Source organism: Tepidiphilus succinatimandens (assembly GCF_006503695.1).
Lineage (GTDB): Bacteria > Pseudomonadota > Gammaproteobacteria > Burkholderiales > Rhodocyclaceae > Tepidiphilus > Tepidiphilus succinatimandens.
On the sequence record NZ_SBIK01000001.1, the window covers coordinates 147,170 to 163,748 of the forward strand.

Below are 16,579 nucleotides of genomic sequence, written 5' to 3' on the forward strand. Positions count from 1 at the left end.
TTATAATCGAAGCCTCCCGCTGCCAAGATCAGGACCGGAGATGACCCGCAAGATCCTCGTCACGAACGCGCTCCCCTACGCCAACGGCGACATCCACCTCGGCCACCTCGTGGGCTACGTGCAGGCCGACGTCTGGGTGCGCTACCAACGCATGTGCGGGCATACGGTCCATTACGTCTGCGCCGACGACACCCACGGCACGCCCGTGATGCTGCGCGCGGAAAAAGAAGGCATCACGCCCGAAGCGCTCATCGCCCGCGTGCAGCAGGAACACGCGCGCGATTTCGCCAACTTCCTCGTCGCCTTCGATCACTACCACAGCACGCACAGCGAGGAGAACCGCTTCTTCGCCGAAGACATCTACCGCAAGCTCAAGGCGGCGGGTCTGATCGAAGCGCGCGAGATCGAGCAGTTCTACGACCCGGTCAAAGGCATGTTCCTGCCGGACCGCTTCATCAAAGGGGAATGCCCGCGCTGCGGCGCGCCGGATCAATACGGCGACAACTGCGAGGCGTGCGGCGCAGCCTATTCCCCCACCGAACTCAAGAACCCCTATTCCGCCGTCTCCGGCGCCAAGCCCGTGCTCAAGAAGAGCGAGCACTACTTCTTCAAGCTCTCGGACCCCCGCTGCGTGGAATTCCTGCGCCGCTGGACGCGCGGTACCAACGCGCGCGGCGAACCGCACCTGAGCCTCGAAGCGGCCAACAAGATCCGGGAATGGCTCGGCGAAGAGGGCGAGAACCGTCTCTCGGACTGGGACATCACGCGCGATGCCCCCTATTTCGGCTTCGAGATCCCGGATGCCCCCGGCAAGTATTTCTACGTCTGGCTGGATGCCCCCATCGGCTATCTGGCGAGTTTCCTGGCGCTCGCCAAGCGCCGGGGCGACATCGACGTGGCCGAGTACATCGACGCGCGCCGCGCCGCCGAAGCCGGCACCGAGATGGTGCACTTCATCGGCAAGGACATCCTCTACTTCCACGCCCTCTTCTGGCCGGCGATGCTGCACTTCTCCGGCTATCGCACGCCCACGCGCGAGTACGTCAATGGATTTCTCACCGTCGACGGCGCCAAGATGAGCAAGAGCCGCGGCACTTTCATCACCGCCCGCTCCTGGCTCGAACACGGGCTCGATCCGGAATGGCTGCGCTACTACTTCGCCACCAAGTCGAACGGCACCTTCGAAGACCTCGACCTCAGCTTCGACGATCTCATCGCCAAGGTCAATAGCGACCTCGTGGGCAAGTACGTCAACATCGCCAGCCGTACCGCCCGCTTCATCGCCGATCGCTTCGAGGGCCGGCTCGGACCCGTCGATGCCGCAGCGCTCGCCCCCTTCAAGACTGCCCACCGCGACGAGCGGCTGCATCGTGCCTTCGAAGACGCCGACTACGGTCGGGCGCTGCGCGAGGCGATGGCGCTCGCCGATGCCGCCAACCACTACATCAACGAGCACAAGCCCTGGGAATTGGCAAAGAGCGGCGAACCCGAGCGGCTGCAGCGCGTGTGTTCCACGGCGCTCACCATGTTCCGCGACCTCACCCGCATCCTCAAGCCAGTCCTGCCGCGCACCGCGGCCCGCGTCGAGCGATTCCTCGCCATCGAGCCGCTGTGCTGGGGAGAAGACTGGGCGCCCCTGCCGGCCGGGCATCGGATCGAAGCCTACGAGCACCTGCTCACCCGCATCGAGCGCAAGGCGATCGACGCGCTCATCGAAGCCAACCGCGAAGCGCTCGCTCCGGTCGCTCCTGCGCCCAAACCTGCCGAAGCGAAGCCCGAAGCGGCCGCGCCGATCACGCTCGAGCAGTTCCTCGGCGTCGACCTGCGCGTGGCGCGCGTCATCGCCGCCGAGCCGGTCGAGGGCGCCGACAAGCTGCTGCGGCTGCTGCTCGACGCCGGCGAGCGCGAGGAAGACGGCAGCGCCAAGGTGCGGCAGGTCTTCGCCGGCATCAAATCGGCCTACGATCCCGCCGCGCTCGTCGGCCGCCTGGTCGTGCTGGTGGCCAACCTCGCGCCGCGCAAGATGAAGTTCGGCCTCTCGGAGGGCATGGTGCTCGCCGCCTCCGACCCGGGCGGCACCCATCCCGGCATCTACCTCGTCTCGCCCGACGAAGGCGCAACCCCCGGCATGAGAATCAAATGAGCTTCTTCCGCCCGCGCCTCATCGAGACGCTACGCGGCTATGACCGCGGGCAGTTCCTCGCCGACCTCTCGGCTGGCGCCACCGTGGGCGTGCTGGCGCTGCCGCTCGCCATGGCGTTTGCCATCGCCAGTGGCATGTCTCCCTCGGCCGGCATCTGGACCGCCATCGTCGCCGGCTTTCTCATCTCCGCCCTGGGCGGCTCGCGGGTGCAGATCGGCGGCCCCACCGGCGCCTTCATTCCCATCGTCTATGGCATCGTCGCCGCCCACGGCGAAGCGAACCTGCTGGTGGCAACCATGCTCGCCGGCCTGCTGCTCTTCGCGCTCGGTGCGGCTCGGCTCGGCACGCTCATCCGCTTCATCCCCCTGCCGGTGGTGATCGGCTTCACCAACGGCATCGCCGTGGTGATCTTCCTCTCCCAGATCAAGGATTTCCTCGGCCTGTCGATCGACAAAGTCCCGGCCGAGTTCTTCGGCAAGATGCACGCGCTCGCCACGGCGCTGCCCACCGCGCACTGGCCTACGCTCGGCTTCGGGCTCGCCTCGCTCGCCTTCCTGCTCACCTGGAACCGCTACGCGCGCCGTCAGCGCTGGCTCGCGCGGCTGCCAGGGCCGCTGGCGGTACTGATCGTTGCCACCGCCGTGAACATGCTCTTCTCCCTGCCGCTGGAGACCATCGGCACACGCTTCGGCGGCATTCCCCAGACGATCCCCACGCCATCGCTGCCAGCCTTCGACATCACCCGCCTAGGGCAACTGCTGCCACCGGCGATCGCCATCGCGCTGCTCGGCGCCATAGAGAGCCTGCTCTCGGCCCGGGTGGCCGACAGCATGATCGACGACCGGCACGACCCGAACCAGGAGCTGATGGCGCAGGGCATCGCCAACGTCGTCGCACCCCTCTTCGGCGGCTTCGCCGCCACCGGCGCGATCGCCCGTACCGCCACCAACGTGCGCGCCGGCGGCCGCACCCCGGTGGCCGGCATCGTCCATTCCCTGACCCTGCTCGCCGTCGTACTCGTGCTCGCGCCGCTTGCCGCCCACGTGCCACTCACCTCGCTCGCCGCCATCGTGCTCGTCACTGCAGTCAATATGGGCGACTGGCACGAAATGGCCCCCGCTGCGCTCAGACGCTATAGCACCAAGTATCGCGTGATTCTGCTCACCACCTTCGCCCTCACCGTGCTCTTCGACCTCACCATCGCCGTCGAAGTCGGCATGGTGCTCGCGAGCCTCGCCTTCATCTACCAGATGGCGCGCTTCACCCACGTCGAACGGCTGCCGCTGGAGCGACGGCCCGACGCACACCGCTTCCGGCGCGAGGACGGGTCGCTGCGCGTGGCCGCCTACCGCATCTCCGGCTCGCTCTTCTTCGGCGCCATTCACAAGCTCGACGAGCTCCTCGACACCGAAGACTGGCCCGACGTGGTCGTGCTCGACCTGGGCAAGCTCGTGAGCATCGACGCTTCGGGACTCGATACGCTGCGCGCCATCGCCCGCGAGCTCAAGAAACGCGGCATCCCGCTCGTACTCGCCGAACTGAACCGCGACGTCTTCCGCACGCTGCGCAAGGCAGGCTTCATCGACGAGATCGGTCGCGAGAACCTGCGACGCAACCTCGAAGACGCTCTCGCCTGGGCCGAAGGCTTGCAGCGGAAGGAACCCGAGATTTCCTATACTTGACGCAGGTTCGGCGCCCGTCGCCAGGTCGTGCTGCGGTATACTTGATCCTTTTCCTTCAACGAGCCTCTTTCCCCAAACGCGATGGACTACCTCGGCTTTCGCCTGCGCAACAACCTCTTCGTCGCCCCGATGGCCGGAGTCACCGACCGTCCGTTCCGGCAGCTGTGCAAGCGCCTGGGTGCCGGGCTGGCGGTCTCCGAGATGGTCACCTCCAATTCGCTGCTCTACGGCAGCGCCAAGACCCTGCGCCGGGCCGATCACACCGGAGAGGTCGAACCCATCGTCGTGCAGATCGCCGGTGCCGACCCCGAGATGATGGCGCAGGCGGCGCGACACAACGTCGAGCGCGGGGCGCAGATCATCGACATCAACATGGGCTGTCCGGCGAAGAAAGTGTGCAACGTCTATGCCGGCTCGGCGCTCATGCAAGACGAAGCGCTCGCCGCCCGCATCCTGGAAGCCGTGGTGCGTGCCGTGCCCGACACGCCGGTGACACTCAAGATGCGCACCGGCTGGAACCGCGCCAACAAGAACGCCCCGCGCCTGGCGCGCATCGCCGAATCCTGCGGCATCCGGGCGCTCGCCATCCACGGCCGCACCCGGGCCGACCAGTACATGGGCGAGGCGGAATACGACACCATCGCCCTGGTGAAGACGCTCGTCTCCATTCCCGTGATCGCTAACGGCGACATCACCACGCCCGAGAAAGCCCGCGCCGTGCTGGACTACACCGGCGCAGACGGCGTGATGATCGGCCGCGCCGCCCAGGGGCGTCCCTGGCTCTTTCGCGAGATCGAACACTACCTCGCCACCGGCGAGCATCTGCCGCCGCCCTCGCCGCCCGAGATCCGCGCCCTGCTGCTGGAGCACCTCGAAGACCTCTACGCCTTCTACGGTGAAACCACGGGCGTGAAGGTCGCGCGCAAGCACATTTCCTGGTATACCAAGGGGCTCGTCGGCTCGGCCGCCTTCCGTCAGCGCATGAACCAGCTCGAGACGGTGACCGAACAGCGCGCGGCGATCGACGAGTTCTTCGGCGATCTGGCCGCCCGACGGATCGAATCCCTGGAAACGACCGCCGAGGTCTGCGCATGAAACCGGTGCCCGAATGCCGCGACGAGCTCGGCCGGGCGGTGTTCGCCACCCTCGAGCGCTATTTCCACGACCTCGAGGGCCAGACACCCACGGGGCTGCATGCCTTGGTGATGGATCGGGTCGAATGTGAACTCATCCGCTACATCCTCACGCGCGCCGGCGGCAACCAGACGCTGGCGGCGCAGATGCTCGGCATCAACCGCAACACGCTGCGGCGCAAGATCCAGCAATACCAACTCGGCTGACCTCCACGCACGGAAAACCATCATGACAGAAAGATATGCGCTCCTGAGCGTCTCGGACAAGACCGGCATCGTCGAATTCGCCCGCGGCCTCGAACGGCTGGGCCTGAGGCTGCTCTCCACCGGCGGCACGGCCCAGGCGCTGCGCGAAGCAGGGCTGAAGGTCACCGACGTGGCCGAGCACACGGGCTTTCCCGAGATGCTCGATGGCCGCGTCAAGACCCTGCACCCGCGCGTGCACGGCGGCATCCTCGCGCGGCGCGACGATGAAGCGCATCTGGCCGCACTCGCCGCCCAGGGCATCCCGCTCATCGACGTCGTGGCCGTCAACCTCTACCCCTTCGAGCAGACCGTGGCGCGCCCCGGCTGCACCCTCGAAGAAGCGATCGAGAACATCGACATCGGTGGCCCGGCCATGGTGCGCGCCGCGGCCAAGAATCACGGCAACGAACAAGGCGGCGTGGCCGTGCTCACCGACCCGGCCGACTATGCGCCGTTGCTCGACGAGATGCACGCCAACGGCGGCCGCGTGAGCTACGCCACCCGTTACCGGCTCGCCGCCAAAGCCTTCACGCACACGGCACGCTACGACGCCGCCATCTCGCACTACCTCACCGCCCGCACCCCGGCAGGTGAGACCAGCCGCTTCCCCGCCGCCTTCCAGCCTGCTTTCGACAAGGTGCAGGACCTGCGCTACGGCGAGAACCCCCACCAGAGCGCCGCCTTCTACCGCGACCCGCGCGCGGCCGCCGGCGGCATCGCCCAGGCGCAGCAATTGCAAGGCAAGGAGCTCTCCTACAACAACCTCGCCGACGCCGACGCCGCCTGGGAATGCGTCAAGAGCTTCGAACCCGCCGCCGATGGTCCTGCCTGCGTCATCGTCAAGCACGCCAATCCCTGCGGCGTCGCGCTCGGAGAAAACCCCCTCGAAGCCTACTTGCGGGCCTTTGCCACCGACCCCACCTCCGCCTTCGGCGGCATCATCGCCTTCAACGTGCCCGTCGATGCGGCAGCGGCCCAGGCCGTGGCGGCGCAGTTCCTCGAAGTGCTCATCGCACCGGGCTACACTGCCGAGGCGCTCAAAGTGCTCGCAGCGAAGAAGAACGTGCGCGTGCTGCGCTGCCCACTGGGCGCCGATCCCGCCCAATGGGAGTACAAGCGCATCGGCGGAGGGCTCCTGGTGCAGACACCCGATGCCGTCTCCTTCGATCCGGACCAGCTTCGCGTCGTCACCCGCCGCCAGCCCACCCCCGAGGAGATGCGCGACCTCCTCTTCGTGTGGCGCGTGGCCAAATACGTCAAGTCGAACGCCATCGTCTACGGCAAGGAGCGACGCACCGTGGGCATCGGCGCCGGCCAGATGAGCCGGGTCGACTCCTCGCGCATCGCCGTCATCAAGGCGCGCAACGCCGGGCTGGAGGTGCGCGGCAGCGTGGTCGCCTCCGATGCCTTCTTCCCCTTCCGCGACGGGCTCGACGTGCTCGCCGAAGCCGGCGCCACCGCCGTCATCCAGCCCGGAGGCTCGGTACGCGACGAAGAGGTGATCGCCGCGGCCGACGAGCATGGCCTGGCCATGGTCTTCACCGGCATCCGCCATTTCCGTCACTGACCGTCTGCCAAGAACGAGCGAACCCCCATGAAGAAACACGGCCTCACCGTGATGGTCATCGGCAGCGGCGGGCGCGAACACGCGCTCGCCTGGAAGCTTGCCCAGTCACCGCGCGTGCAGCACGTCCTCGTCGCCCCAGGCAACCCCGGCACCGCCCGCACGGAGAAATGCCGCAACCTGCCGGCAAGCACGATCGAACAATGGCTCGACGCCGCCCGGCTCGAGCACGTCGATCTCACCGTCGTCGGGCCGGAAGCGCCGCTTGCCGCCGGTATCGTCGACGCCTTCCGCGAGGCAGGGCTCGTGATCTTCGGCCCGACCCAGGCCGCTGCCCAGCTCGAGGCGAGCAAGGATTTCGCCAAGCGCTTCATGCAGCGCCATGGCATCCCTACCGCCGCCTACCAGACCTTCGCCGACGCCGCGCAAGCGCACGCCTGGGTCGAAACCAAAGGGGCGCCCATCGTCGTCAAGGCCGACGGGCTCGCCGCCGGCAAGGGCGTGGTCGTGGCGCAGACGCTCGCCGAGGCGCACGAGGCGATCGACCGCATGCTCGTGGCCAACGCCATGGGAGATGCTGGCGCGCGCGTGGTCATCGAGGAATTCATGGAAGGCGAAGAGGCAAGCTTCATCGTGCTTGCCGACGGGCGCAACGCGCTTGCGTTTGCCACCAGCCAGGACCACAAGCGCCTGCTCGACGGCGACCGTGGCCCCAACACCGGCGGCATGGGCGCCTACAGCCCCGCGCCGGTGGTCACCCCCGACGTGCACGCCCGCGTCATGCGCGAGATCATCCAGCCCACGCTCGCCGGCATGGCCGCCGAGGGCACGCCCTACGCCGGCTTTCTCTATGCGGGCCTCATGATCTCGCCGCAGGGCGAACCGCGGGTGGTCGAATTCAACTGCCGCCTGGGCGACCCCGAGGCGCAACCGCTGCTCGCGCGACTCAAGACCGACGTCGTCGATCTCATCGAAGCGGCGCTCGCCGGCTCCCTGCTCGAAGTCGAAGCTCAATGGGACCGCCGCCCGGCCGTGGGCGTGGTACTCGCCGCCGCCGGTTATCCGGAAGCACCGCGCAAGGGCGACGTCATCACGGGGCTGCCCGAGGAATGCACCCCGCTCGAACCCCAGGAACCGGTGCTCGTCTTTCACGCCGGCACCGCCGAGCGCGAAGGGCAGATCGTCACCCATGGCGGGCGAGTGCTGTGCGTCACCGCGCTCGGCGAGACGCTGCGCGAGGCGATCGCGCGCGCCTATGCCGTGGCCGACCGCATCGAGTTCGCCGGCAAACAGATGCGCCGCGACATCGGCCACCGGGCGCTTAACCGCCACCATCCATGATGCCAGACACCGCCGCGATCCGGCGCCATTTCCTCGCGCTGCAGACGCGCATCGTGGAGGCGCTCGCCGCACTCGACGGCCGCGCGTTTCGCGAAGAGCGCTGGGAACGGCCGCAGGGCGAAGCGCTCACGGGCGACGGGCTTACCTGCATCACCGAAGACGGCCCGGTGCTCGAGCGCGGTGGCGTCAATTTCTCCCACGTGCGCGGCGCGAGCCTGCCGCCTTCGGCGAGCGCCCGGCGGCCGGAACTCGCCGGGCGTGCCTTCGAGGCGCTGGGCGTGTCGCTCGTGCTGCACCCGCGCAATCCTTACTGCCCCACCGTACACCTCAACGTGCGCGCCTTCGTCGCCACCGCCGAAGGGCTGCCGCCCGTGTGGTGGTTTGGCGGCGGCATGGATCTCACGCCCTACTACCCTTTCGTCGAGGACATCGTGCACTTTCACCGCACCTGCCGCGACGCGGTGCTGGGCGCGGGCTTCGGCGAGGCGCACTATCGCCACTACAAGCGCTGGTGCGACGAGTACTTCTACCTCAAGCACCGCGAAGAACCGCGCGGCGTGGGCGGCCTCTTCTTCGACGATCTGGGGTCCGATGGCACCATCCCCTTCGAATCCGCTTGGCGGCTCGCCCAGGCCGTGGGAGATGCCTTCCTTCCAGCCTATCTCCCCATCCTCGAGCGGCGGCTCGCCCACCCCTACGGTGAGCGCGAGCGCGACTTCCAAGCCTATCGCCGCGGGCGCTACGTCGAATTCAACCTCGTGTGGGACCGCGGCACCCACTTCGGCTTGCAAAGCGGCGGGCGCACCGAAGCCATCCTCATGTCGCTGCCGCCGCTCGCGCGCTGGCGCTACGACTGGCACCCCGAGCCCGGCAGCCCCGAGGCGGCGCTCTACGAAGCGCTCAGGCCACGCGACTGGGCCGAACGCTCGGCCGAGGCTCCGCTCACCGGAACGGAATGAAAACCGGCGAGACGTCGATCGTCACGCCTGGACCGTAGTACGGCCGCGCATAGCGATACTCCACCACCCGCGGCGGCGGCGCCCAGTCGCGATAGATCACCGTCTTCTCACGCACCACCGTCACCGGCCGCCGATCCCAACCGTAATGACGCCCATGGTCATGGCGCTCGATCACCACCACGTCCGGCCGCCCTGGATGATGGCCCCATTCCCCCGGCCTTCCCGCCCACGCCGACGTCACTCCCAGCAACAGGGCTCCCAGTCCGAGCACGATCTTCTTCGTATTCATGATCCTTCCTCCGGCAAAGCTGTCTTTTTCCTGACTACAGAATAGCGTCCCTGGCGCTTCGCCAGCGTAAAAAGGTGTTTCGCCCAAAGTACGGCGGCAAAGCGCCTTCTTGCTACAATGAACGCACGCAAGCGCGTTGCGCCACCATCCGGAGTGCCCATGCCGCTACGCCACACCAAGATCGTCGCCACACTCGGCCCGGCAAGCTCCAGCGCCGAGGTGCTCGGCCGCATGATCGATGCCGGGCTCGACGTCGCCCGGCTCAACTTCTCCCACGGCAGCGCTGACGAGCACCGCGCCCGTGCCAAACTGGTGCGCGAGCTCGCCCTCGAGCGCGAAAGGCCCGTGGGACTACTCGGCGATCTGCAAGGGCCCAAGATCCGCATCGGCAAATTCGCCCAGGGAAAAATCACGCTCGAGCGCGGGCAGAAATTCGTGCTCGACGTCCACTGCCCCGTAGGCGACGAAACCCGGGTCGGGCTCGACTATCCCGATCTGCCGCGCGACGTGCGCCCCGGCGACGTGCTGCTGCTCGACGATGGCAAGATCCGGCTGCAGGTCGATTACGTCGCCGGCGATCGCATCCATACCACGGTGCTCGTGGGCGGCGTGCTCTCCGATCACAAAGGCATCAACCGCCAGGGCGGCGGCCTCTCGGCCCCGGCGCTCACAGCCAAGGACATGGAAGACATTCGGCTCGCCGCCGAGATCGGCGTCGACTTCCTTGCCGTGTCTTTTCCCAAGAACGCCGCCGACATCTACATGGCGCGCCAGCTCATGCGCGCTGCCGGCGGGCACGCGCTCATCATCGCCAAGATCGAGCGCATCGAGGCGGTGCAAAACCTCGAGGAGATCCTGCAGGCGAGCGACGGCATCATGGTCGCGCGCGGCGATCTCGCCGTCGAAGTGGGCGATGCCACGGTACCGGCGCTGCAGAAAAAGATGCTGCGGCTCGCGCGCGAGCGCAACCGGCTCGCCATCACCGCCACGCAGATGATGGAATCGATGATCGAAAGTCCCGTGCCCACGCGCGCCGAAGTCTCGGACGTGGCCAACGCCGTGCTCGACGGCACCGACGCGGTCATGCTCTCGGCCGAGACCGCCAGCGGGCGCTATCCGGTCGAGACGGTGGAAGCCATGCACCGCGTCTGCCTCGAAGCCGAACGCTCGCAGGAGAGCTCGCTCGACCGGGAGCTGCTCGACCGGGTCTTCACCCGCATCGACGAAGCGATCGCCATGTCGGCCATCTGGACCGGCTGGCACCTGCGCGTCAAGGCGATCGCCGCCATGACGCAGACCGGCGCCACCGCCCTGTGGATGAGCCGCATCAACTGCGGCGTACCCATCTTCGCCCTCACCCCCGACGAGCACACGCGCAACCAGATGACGCTCTACCGCCAGGTCACCCCCATCCTCGTGTCACAGCTACACCAAGACCGCGACGAGATGCTGTGGGAGGCGGAAAAGATCCTGCTCGAGCGCGGCATCGTCGCCTACGACGATCTCATCGCGCTCACCATCGGCGAACCCATCGGCGTGCCCGGCGGCACCAACACCCTCAAGATCGTGCGCGTCGGACAGACCCTGCGGGCGAGCGTCCCGCCGGTGTAGAATCCGCCCGAACGATCCGCTCCCAAGGAGAAACGACCCATGCCTCTCGTCTCGATGCGCCAGCTGCTCGATCACGCCGCCGAACACGGCTACGGCATTCCCGCCTTCAACGTGAACAACCTCGAACAGGTGCAGGCGATCATGGAAGCCGCGGCCGAGACCGACAGCCCGGTGATCATGCAAGCCTCGGCCGGCGCACGCAAGTATGCCGGGGAGCCCTTCCTGCGCCACCTGCTGCTTGCCGCGGTCGAAGCCTACCCGCATCTGCCGGTGGTGATGCACCAGGACCACGGCCAGACCCCGGCCGTGTGCATGGCCGCCATCCGCTCCGGCTTCACCAGCGTGATGATGGACGGCTCTCTGCTGGAAGACGGCAAGACCCCTTCTTCCTACGACTACAACGTGGCCGTCACCCAGGAAGTGGTGCGCTTCGCCCATTACATCGGCGTGACGGTGGAAGCCGAACTTGGCTGTCTGGGCTCGCTCGAGACCGGCCAGGCGGGCGAGGAAGACGGCATCGGCGCGGCCGGAACGCTCGCGCACTCGATGCTGCTCACCGACCCCGAACAGGCCGCCGACTTCGTGCGCGCCACGCAGTGCGACGCGCTGGCGATCGCCATCGGCACCAGCCACGGCGCCTACAAGTTCTCGCGCAAGCCCACCGGCGACATCCTGGCCATCGAGCGCGTGAAAGAGATCCACGCCCGGCTGCCCAACACCCACCTCGTCATGCACGGCTCCTCCAGCGTGCCGCAGGAGCTGCTCGAAGAGATCCGGCGCTACGGCGGCGACATGAAAGAGACCTATGGCGTGCCCGTCGAGGAAATTCAAACCGCCATCCGCTACGGCGTGCGCAAGATCAACATCGACACCGACATCCGCCTGGCCATGACCGGCGCCATCCGCCGCTTCTTCGCCGAGTCGCCCGACAAGTTCGACCCGCGCGAATACCTCAAACCGGCGCGCGCCGCGGCCAAGGCCGTGTGCAAGTCGCGCTACGAAGCCTTCGGCTGCGCCGGCATGGCGAGCAAGATCAAGCCGATCCCGCTCGAAAAGATGGCCGAGCGCTACCGCAAGGGTGAACTCGCCCAGCAGGTGCGCTGAAACATCGCCAGAAGCCCGCCATGTGCGGGCTTTGTCCATTCAAGGAGGAGACATCCCATGAGTGAAGAGCGTATCAGCCGCTTTCCCGTCGCCCGGCTCGACGATCTGCCCGAAGACATCCGCGCCCGCATTCTCTCGGTGCAGGAAAAGACCGGCTTCATCCCCAACGTCTTCCTTGCGCTCGCGCACCGGCCCGAGGAATTCCGCGCCTTCTTCGCCTATCACGACGCGCTCATGGAGAAGAACACCGGGCTCACCAAGGCCGAGCGCGAGATGATCGTGGTGGCCACCTCGGCGGCCAACGACTGCCTCTACTGCGTGATCGCCCACGGGGCCATCGTACGCATCCGCAGCAAGAATCCGCGCCTGTCGGACCAGCTCGCCGTCAATTACCGCCGCGCCGAGATCACCCCGCGCCAGCGCGCCATGCTCGACTACGCCATGAAAGTGGCGCTGCGCTCGGCCGAAGTCAGCGACGAAGACTTTGCCGCCCTGCGCGCCCATGGCTTCACGCTCGACGACATCTGGGACATCGGCGCCATCGCTGCTTTCTACGGCATGAGCAACCGCATCGCCAACATGAGCGCCCTGCGGCCCAACGACGAGTTCTACGCCATGGGACGGGGCTGAACACGGCAAAAAATCCTGCCCTCTGGGCGCCCGGGCGCCGCGAAAAAACGTCGAGAAGAAACGAGGCAGCGGGTCGGCTCGCCACCTCGTCGCGGTGGATTTATGACCGAAATTCATAAACAAACCCCTCCAGCTTGCTTGGCGAACGCGTCCTCCTCTTCTATCATCGCCCACCTCGACTTCGAGATTACACGTTGAGGTGATGGCGATGCGTTCCCTTGTCTGCTCCTGCCGCTCACTCCTGGTGACGTTCCTGCTGGGTTTTGCCGCCTTCGCCGCCGCGCAAACCCAGCCGGTGCGACCTTTGCTCACGCCGGATGAGCTCGTGCCGCTGCTGCGCGATCCCGGCGTGCGCGTGCTCGACATCCGCCCCGCCGCGGAATACGCCACGGGCCACCTGCCCGGTGCGGTCAATATTCCTTACGGTGTCTTTCGCGGCCCGGCCGACAACCCCGGCGCCCTGCCCTCCGAACAGACGCTGACCGAAGCGCTGCGCCGCGCCGGCATCGACCAAAACGTCCATGTGATCGTCGCCCATGCGGGCAAGGACGCCACCGACTTCGGCGCTGCCGCGCGCGTCTACTGGACGCTCAAGGTGGGCGGGCTCACCCGCCTGTCGGTGCTCGACGGCGGCACGCTCGGCTGGAAAGAACAGGGTGGAGCGTTGGAGACTGCCGCCGTCCAGTCGCGGCCTAGTACCTTTACCTTCCATTACGATCGCCGCTACGCCCTCTCCACCGAAGATTTGGCCGCCCAGGTGCGAAGCCCACATCCTCCCGTGCTCGTCGATGCTCGACCCGAGCCCTTCTTCCGCGGCGACGAACGCCACGGCGCCGCCGCTCGTTACGGGACGCTGCCCGGCGCCACGTCCTTGTCCTACGCGCACTTTTTCAACGCCGACGGCCGGACCCTCAAGCCGGTCGAGGAGCTGCGCACCCTCGTCGGGCGCGAAGTGCCGCCCGCGGGCAAACCGACGGTGACCTTCTGCAACACGGGGCATTGGGCCGCCATCGACTGGTTCGTCCTCTCGGAGCTCTTGGGCAGGGAAAACGTGCTGCTCTACCCCGAATCGGTAGTCGCCTGGAGCCGGCGCGACCTGCCGATGGACCACGAACCCTCCCGCCTGCAGGCGCTTGCGCGCGAAGCCAAGCGCTGGTTCGACCAATGAGGCCTATCATGCCGATCCGCCGTCTCCTCCTCATCGCCGGCGCGCTCGCGCTCGTGTTCGCCGTGACGCTGCTCGCCGGCCTGCGCCAGGGGTTGCTCACGCTGCTCGGGCTCGGTTTCGGTGCCGTGCTGCAGGGCTGCCGTTTCGGTTTCACCACCGGCTGGCGCGAGTACCTCGAGCGGCGCAATCCGCACGGGCTGTGGGCGCAGCTGCTTCTGCTCGCACTCGCCTCCAGTCTCATGCTGCCCCTGCTGGCACAGCATTCCGGCGAACTGGTCGGCGCAGTGGCCCCGCTCACCTTCAGCCTCGTGCTCGGTGCCTTCCTCTTCGGCGCGGCGATGCAGCTCACCGACGGCTGCGGCTCCGGCACGCTCTACAAGGCGGGCGCCGGGTCGCCGCTCTCGGTGGTGGTGTTGCCCACTTTCGTGCTCGGCAGCTTCCTTGGCGCCTCGCATCAGCCGGCCTGGGTCGCCCTCGGCGGGCTGCCGCCCGTCGATCTGCTGCGCTACGGCTGGCCGCTGGCGCTCGCCCTCACGCTGAGCGGCTGCGCCCTGGTGGCGCTCCTCACCCTGCCGCAGGCGCGCGCCGCCGGTCCCTGGCCGCGGCGCTGGGTGATCGGCGCCGTGCTGCTGGCGCTCCTGGCGGCGCTGCACCTGATCGTGGCCGGTCAACCCTGGGGCATCGTCTACGGCGTGGGGTTGTGGGGCGCCAAGGCCTTCGCGGCGCTGGGCTGGAATCCGGCTGCCGACCCCTTCTGGGGCGTGGCCCCGCACGCGGCGCGCCTGGCCGAACCCATCGTCTATGACGTCACCTCGGTGACCAACTTCGGGTTGCTCTACGGCGCCTATGCCGCCTCGCGCTGGCACGGCCCCGTGACCACCAACCTGCCTTCGGCACGCCGCCTGCTGGTGGCCGCCGCGGCCGGCCTGGTGCTGGGTTATTCTTCCCGAATGGCATTCGGCTGCAACGTCGGCGCCTTGCTGGGCGGTATCACCTCGGCCAGCCTGCACGGCTGGGTGTGGTTCGCCATGGCTTTTCTCGGCTCGATGGTGGGCGTGCGCCTGCGCCGGCGGATCGACGTTCCCCAAGGAGCGGTCTTCGCATGAACACGAACCTCCGTCTGCGCCGGTTCCGCCGCTTCACGGCGCTCTTCTGGCTCGGCTTTACCGTCCTGATCCTGCTTGATGCCTTCAGCAGCCGCGTCTACCGGCCCGAACCGCCCCCCATCGCCCTGGGAAGCGGCCAGGCTCCCGGCGGCGGTCACTGCTCCGGGCGCTGAACCCGCCCGCTGGCACCACCAGCGGAACGAACGGAATCGGCGAGGTCCATGCGGCAAAAAATGGCGCTATACTGCAGGGTCGATACGCAGGGGCTGCCATGTCGATCAAACACCCGATCATCGCGGTCACCGGCTCTTCCGGCGCAGGCACGAGCACCATCACCCGCACTTTCGCGCGCATCTTCGAGCGTGAAGGGGTCAATGCCGCCATCGTCGAGGGCGATGCCTTCCATGCCTTCGACCGCGCCGAAATGCACCGGCGCATCGCCGAGGAAACCGCCCGCGGCAATCCACACTTCAGCCACTTCGGCCCCGAGGCGAACCTGCTCGACGAGCTGGAAAACCTCTTTCGCTCCTATTCCGAGAGCGGCACCGGGCGCACGCGCCACTACCTGCACACCATCGAGGAAGCGGCGAAATACGGCGGGGAGCCCGGCACCTTCACGCCGTGGGAGCCGTTACCGGAGAACACCGATCTCCTCTTCTACGAAGGGTTGCACGGCGGGCTCGTCACCGAGACGCACGACATGGCGCGCTTCGTGGATCTCTTGATCGGCGTGGTGCCCATCATCAATCTGGAATGGATTCAGAAACTGTGGCGCGACCGCAGCGAGCGCGGCTATTCCACCGAGGCCGTCACCGACACCATCCTGCGCCGCATGCCCGACTACGTGCGCTACATCTGCCCGCAGTTCAGCCGCACTCACGTCAATTTCCAACGCATCCCGGTGGTCGACACCTCCAACCCCTTCATCGCCCGCGACGTGCCCACCGCCGACGAGAGCCTGGTGGTGATCCGCTTCGCCAACCCGCGCGGCATCGACTTTCCCTACCTGCTCAACATGATCGCCGACTCCTTCATGAGCCGCGCGAACACGCTGGTGATCCCCGGGGGCAAGATGGACCTGGCCATGCAGCTCATCTTCACCCCTTTCGTCTGGCGCCTGATGGAGCGGCGCCAGCGGGTGATGGGGGTGCTCTAAGCGCTCAGGCGCGCTGCGCCAGCGCCACTCGCCGCGCGGTCACCGCCTCGGCGAGGCGATCGAGCGCCGCAACCGTATCTTCCCAGCCGATGCAGGCGTCCGTAATGCTCTTGCCGTATTCGAGCGGCTTGCCCGGCACCAGATCCTGCCGCCCTTCCTTCAGATGCGACTCGATCATCACGCCGATGATGCGATCCTCGCCGCCGGCGAGCTGCTCGGCCACCGCTTCGACCACTTCGAGTTGCCGCTTGAACTGCTTGCGGCTGTTGCCGTGCGAGCAGTCGATCATCACCTTGGCCGGGATGCCGGCCGCGGCCAGGTCGCGGCAGGCCGCCTCGACGCTGTTCGCATCGTAATTGGGCTCCTTGCCGCCGCGCAAAATGACGTGGCAGTCTTCGTTGCCCGAAGTGCTGACGATGGCCGAGTGCCCGGCCTTGGTCACCGACA

Annotated in this window: 16 protein-coding genes; 14 read left to right on the forward strand and 2 right to left on the reverse strand. The window is 67.4% G+C overall.

The features are described 5' to 3' along the window. Positions 1-40: 40 nt before the first annotated feature. The 7 genes from metG (at position 41) to hemF (ending at position 9,068) form a co-directional block, all read left to right on the forward strand. Positions 41-2,143, forward strand: a complete 2,103-nt coding sequence (metG, locus tag EPD82_RS00720) for a methionine--tRNA ligase (RefSeq protein WP_141054312.1) — start codon at positions 41-43, stop codon at positions 2,141-2,143. Continuing rightward, the gene (locus EPD82_RS00725; RefSeq protein ID WP_141054315.1) at positions 2,140-3,825 is read left to right on the forward strand and encodes a SulP family inorganic anion transporter; all 1,686 of its coding nucleotides are present in this window, start codon (positions 2,140-2,142) and stop codon (positions 3,823-3,825) included. Before metG ends, EPD82_RS00725 begins: the two co-directional genes overlap by 4 nt. A gap of 81 nt (positions 3,826-3,906) precedes the next feature. After that, positions 3,907-4,920: a tRNA dihydrouridine synthase DusB gene (dusB, locus tag EPD82_RS00730; RefSeq protein WP_055422588.1), complete on the forward strand. Its 1,014-nt coding sequence runs from the start codon at positions 3,907-3,909 to the stop codon at positions 4,918-4,920. After that, positions 4,917-5,165 carry a helix-turn-helix domain-containing protein gene (locus EPD82_RS00735; protein ID WP_055422587.1) on the forward strand — a complete coding sequence of 83 codons (249 nt, stop codon included), beginning with the start codon at positions 4,917-4,919 and terminating at the stop codon, positions 5,163-5,165. Before dusB ends, EPD82_RS00735 begins: the two co-directional genes overlap by 4 nt. Positions 5,166-5,187: 22 nt before the next feature. Then, a complete protein-coding gene (purH, locus tag EPD82_RS00740; RefSeq protein ID WP_055422586.1) occupies positions 5,188-6,771 on the forward strand; it encodes a bifunctional phosphoribosylaminoimidazolecarboxamide formyltransferase/IMP cyclohydrolase in 1,584 nt (527 codons plus the stop codon). A 27-nt stretch (positions 6,772-6,798) separates the two neighbouring features. Then, entirely contained in the window at positions 6,799-8,109 is a 1,311-nt protein-coding gene (gene purD, locus EPD82_RS00745; RefSeq protein WP_141054319.1) for a phosphoribosylamine--glycine ligase, read from the forward strand. Further along, positions 8,106-9,068, forward strand: coding sequence for an oxygen-dependent coproporphyrinogen oxidase (hemF, locus tag EPD82_RS00750; RefSeq protein WP_055422584.1), 963 nt, complete (start codon positions 8,106-8,108; stop codon positions 9,066-9,068). Before purD ends, hemF begins: the two co-directional genes overlap by 4 nt. Here hemF and EPD82_RS00755 read toward each other — a convergent pair. Continuing rightward, positions 9,052-9,357 carry a hypothetical protein gene (locus EPD82_RS00755; RefSeq protein ID WP_055422583.1) on the reverse strand — a complete coding sequence of 102 codons (306 nt, stop codon included), beginning with the start codon at positions 9,355-9,357 and terminating at the stop codon, positions 9,052-9,054. The two genes, hemF and EPD82_RS00755, sit on opposite strands and share 17 nt — an antisense overlap. 159 nt (positions 9,358-9,516) lie before the next feature. Here EPD82_RS00755 and pyk point away from each other — a divergent pair, with 159 nt between their 5' ends. The 7 genes from pyk to EPD82_RS00785 all read left to right on the forward strand — a co-directional run bounded on the left by pyk (position 9,517) and on the right by EPD82_RS00785 (position 16,132). Continuing rightward, complete coding sequence (gene pyk / locus EPD82_RS00760; protein ID WP_055422582.1) at positions 9,517-10,968, forward strand: pyruvate kinase; 1,452 nt, start codon at positions 9,517-9,519, stop codon at positions 10,966-10,968. A gap of 39 nt (positions 10,969-11,007) precedes the next feature. Continuing rightward, positions 11,008-12,072, forward strand: coding sequence for a class II fructose-bisphosphate aldolase (gene fba, locus EPD82_RS00765; RefSeq protein WP_141054322.1), 1,065 nt, complete (start codon positions 11,008-11,010; stop codon positions 12,070-12,072). 57 nt (positions 12,073-12,129) lie between these two features. Then, positions 12,130-12,702, forward strand: a complete 573-nt coding sequence (locus EPD82_RS00770; protein WP_141054325.1) for a peroxidase-related enzyme — start codon at positions 12,130-12,132, stop codon at positions 12,700-12,702. Positions 12,703-12,910: 208 nt separating this feature from the next. After that, positions 12,911-13,870: a sulfurtransferase gene (locus EPD82_RS00775; protein ID WP_206202120.1), complete on the forward strand. Its 960-nt coding sequence runs from the start codon at positions 12,911-12,913 to the stop codon at positions 13,868-13,870. An 8-nt stretch (positions 13,871-13,878) separates the two neighbouring features. Next, positions 13,879-14,976, forward strand: a complete 1,098-nt coding sequence (locus EPD82_RS00780) for a YeeE/YedE thiosulfate transporter family protein (RefSeq protein WP_037989253.1) — start codon at positions 13,879-13,881, stop codon at positions 14,974-14,976. Beyond that, positions 14,973-15,149 carry a hypothetical protein gene (locus tag EPD82_RS11855; protein WP_157287441.1) on the forward strand — a complete coding sequence of 59 codons (177 nt, stop codon included), beginning with the start codon at positions 14,973-14,975 and terminating at the stop codon, positions 15,147-15,149. The genes EPD82_RS00780 and EPD82_RS11855 overlap by 4 nt, the downstream gene beginning before the upstream one ends. Positions 15,150-15,247: 98 nt before the next feature. Next, positions 15,248-16,132, forward strand: a complete 885-nt coding sequence (locus tag EPD82_RS00785; protein WP_028874129.1) for a phosphoribulokinase — start codon at positions 15,248-15,250, stop codon at positions 16,130-16,132. Positions 16,133-16,136: 4 nt separating this feature from the next. Here the strand turns inward: EPD82_RS00785 and EPD82_RS12115 are convergent. Then, the coding region (locus EPD82_RS12115) for a 3-deoxy-7-phosphoheptulonate synthase (RefSeq protein WP_240803289.1) at positions 16,137-16,579 on the reverse strand (443 nt) is incomplete at its 5' end.

Excerpts from the sequence above, each read along its gene's own strand:
- metG (WP_141054312.1), top strand. The coding sequence starts at position 41 with ATGACCCGCAAGATCCTCGTCACGAACGCGCTCCCCTACGCCAACGGC.
- EPD82_RS00725 (WP_141054315.1), top strand. The coding sequence starts at position 2,140 with ATGAGCTTCTTCCGCCCGCGCCTCATCGAGACGCTACGCGGCTATGAC.
- dusB (WP_055422588.1), top strand. The coding sequence starts at position 3,907 with ATGGACTACCTCGGCTTTCGCCTGCGCAACAACCTCTTCGTCGCCCCG.
- EPD82_RS00735 (WP_055422587.1), top strand. The coding sequence starts at position 4,917 with ATGAAACCGGTGCCCGAATGCCGCGACGAGCTCGGCCGGGCGGTGTTC.
- purH (WP_055422586.1), top strand. The coding sequence starts at position 5,188 with ATGACAGAAAGATATGCGCTCCTGAGCGTCTCGGACAAGACCGGCATC.
- purD (WP_141054319.1), top strand. The coding sequence starts at position 6,799 with ATGAAGAAACACGGCCTCACCGTGATGGTCATCGGCAGCGGCGGGCGC.
- hemF (WP_055422584.1), top strand. The coding sequence starts at position 8,106 with ATGATGCCAGACACCGCCGCGATCCGGCGCCATTTCCTCGCGCTGCAG.
- EPD82_RS00755 (WP_055422583.1), bottom strand. The coding sequence starts at position 9,357 with ATGAATACGAAGAAGATCGTGCTCGGACTGGGAGCCCTGTTGCTGGGA.
- pyk (WP_055422582.1), top strand. The coding sequence starts at position 9,517 with ATGCCGCTACGCCACACCAAGATCGTCGCCACACTCGGCCCGGCAAGC.
- fba (WP_141054322.1), top strand. The coding sequence starts at position 11,008 with ATGCCTCTCGTCTCGATGCGCCAGCTGCTCGATCACGCCGCCGAACAC.
- EPD82_RS00770 (WP_141054325.1), top strand. The coding sequence starts at position 12,130 with ATGAGTGAAGAGCGTATCAGCCGCTTTCCCGTCGCCCGGCTCGACGAT.
- EPD82_RS00775 (WP_206202120.1), top strand. The coding sequence starts at position 12,911 with ATGCGTTCCCTTGTCTGCTCCTGCCGCTCACTCCTGGTGACGTTCCTG.
- EPD82_RS00780 (WP_037989253.1), top strand. The coding sequence starts at position 13,879 with ATGCCGATCCGCCGTCTCCTCCTCATCGCCGGCGCGCTCGCGCTCGTG.
- EPD82_RS11855 (WP_157287441.1), top strand. The coding sequence starts at position 14,973 with ATGAACACGAACCTCCGTCTGCGCCGGTTCCGCCGCTTCACGGCGCTC.
- EPD82_RS00785 (WP_028874129.1), top strand. The coding sequence starts at position 15,248 with ATGTCGATCAAACACCCGATCATCGCGGTCACCGGCTCTTCCGGCGCA.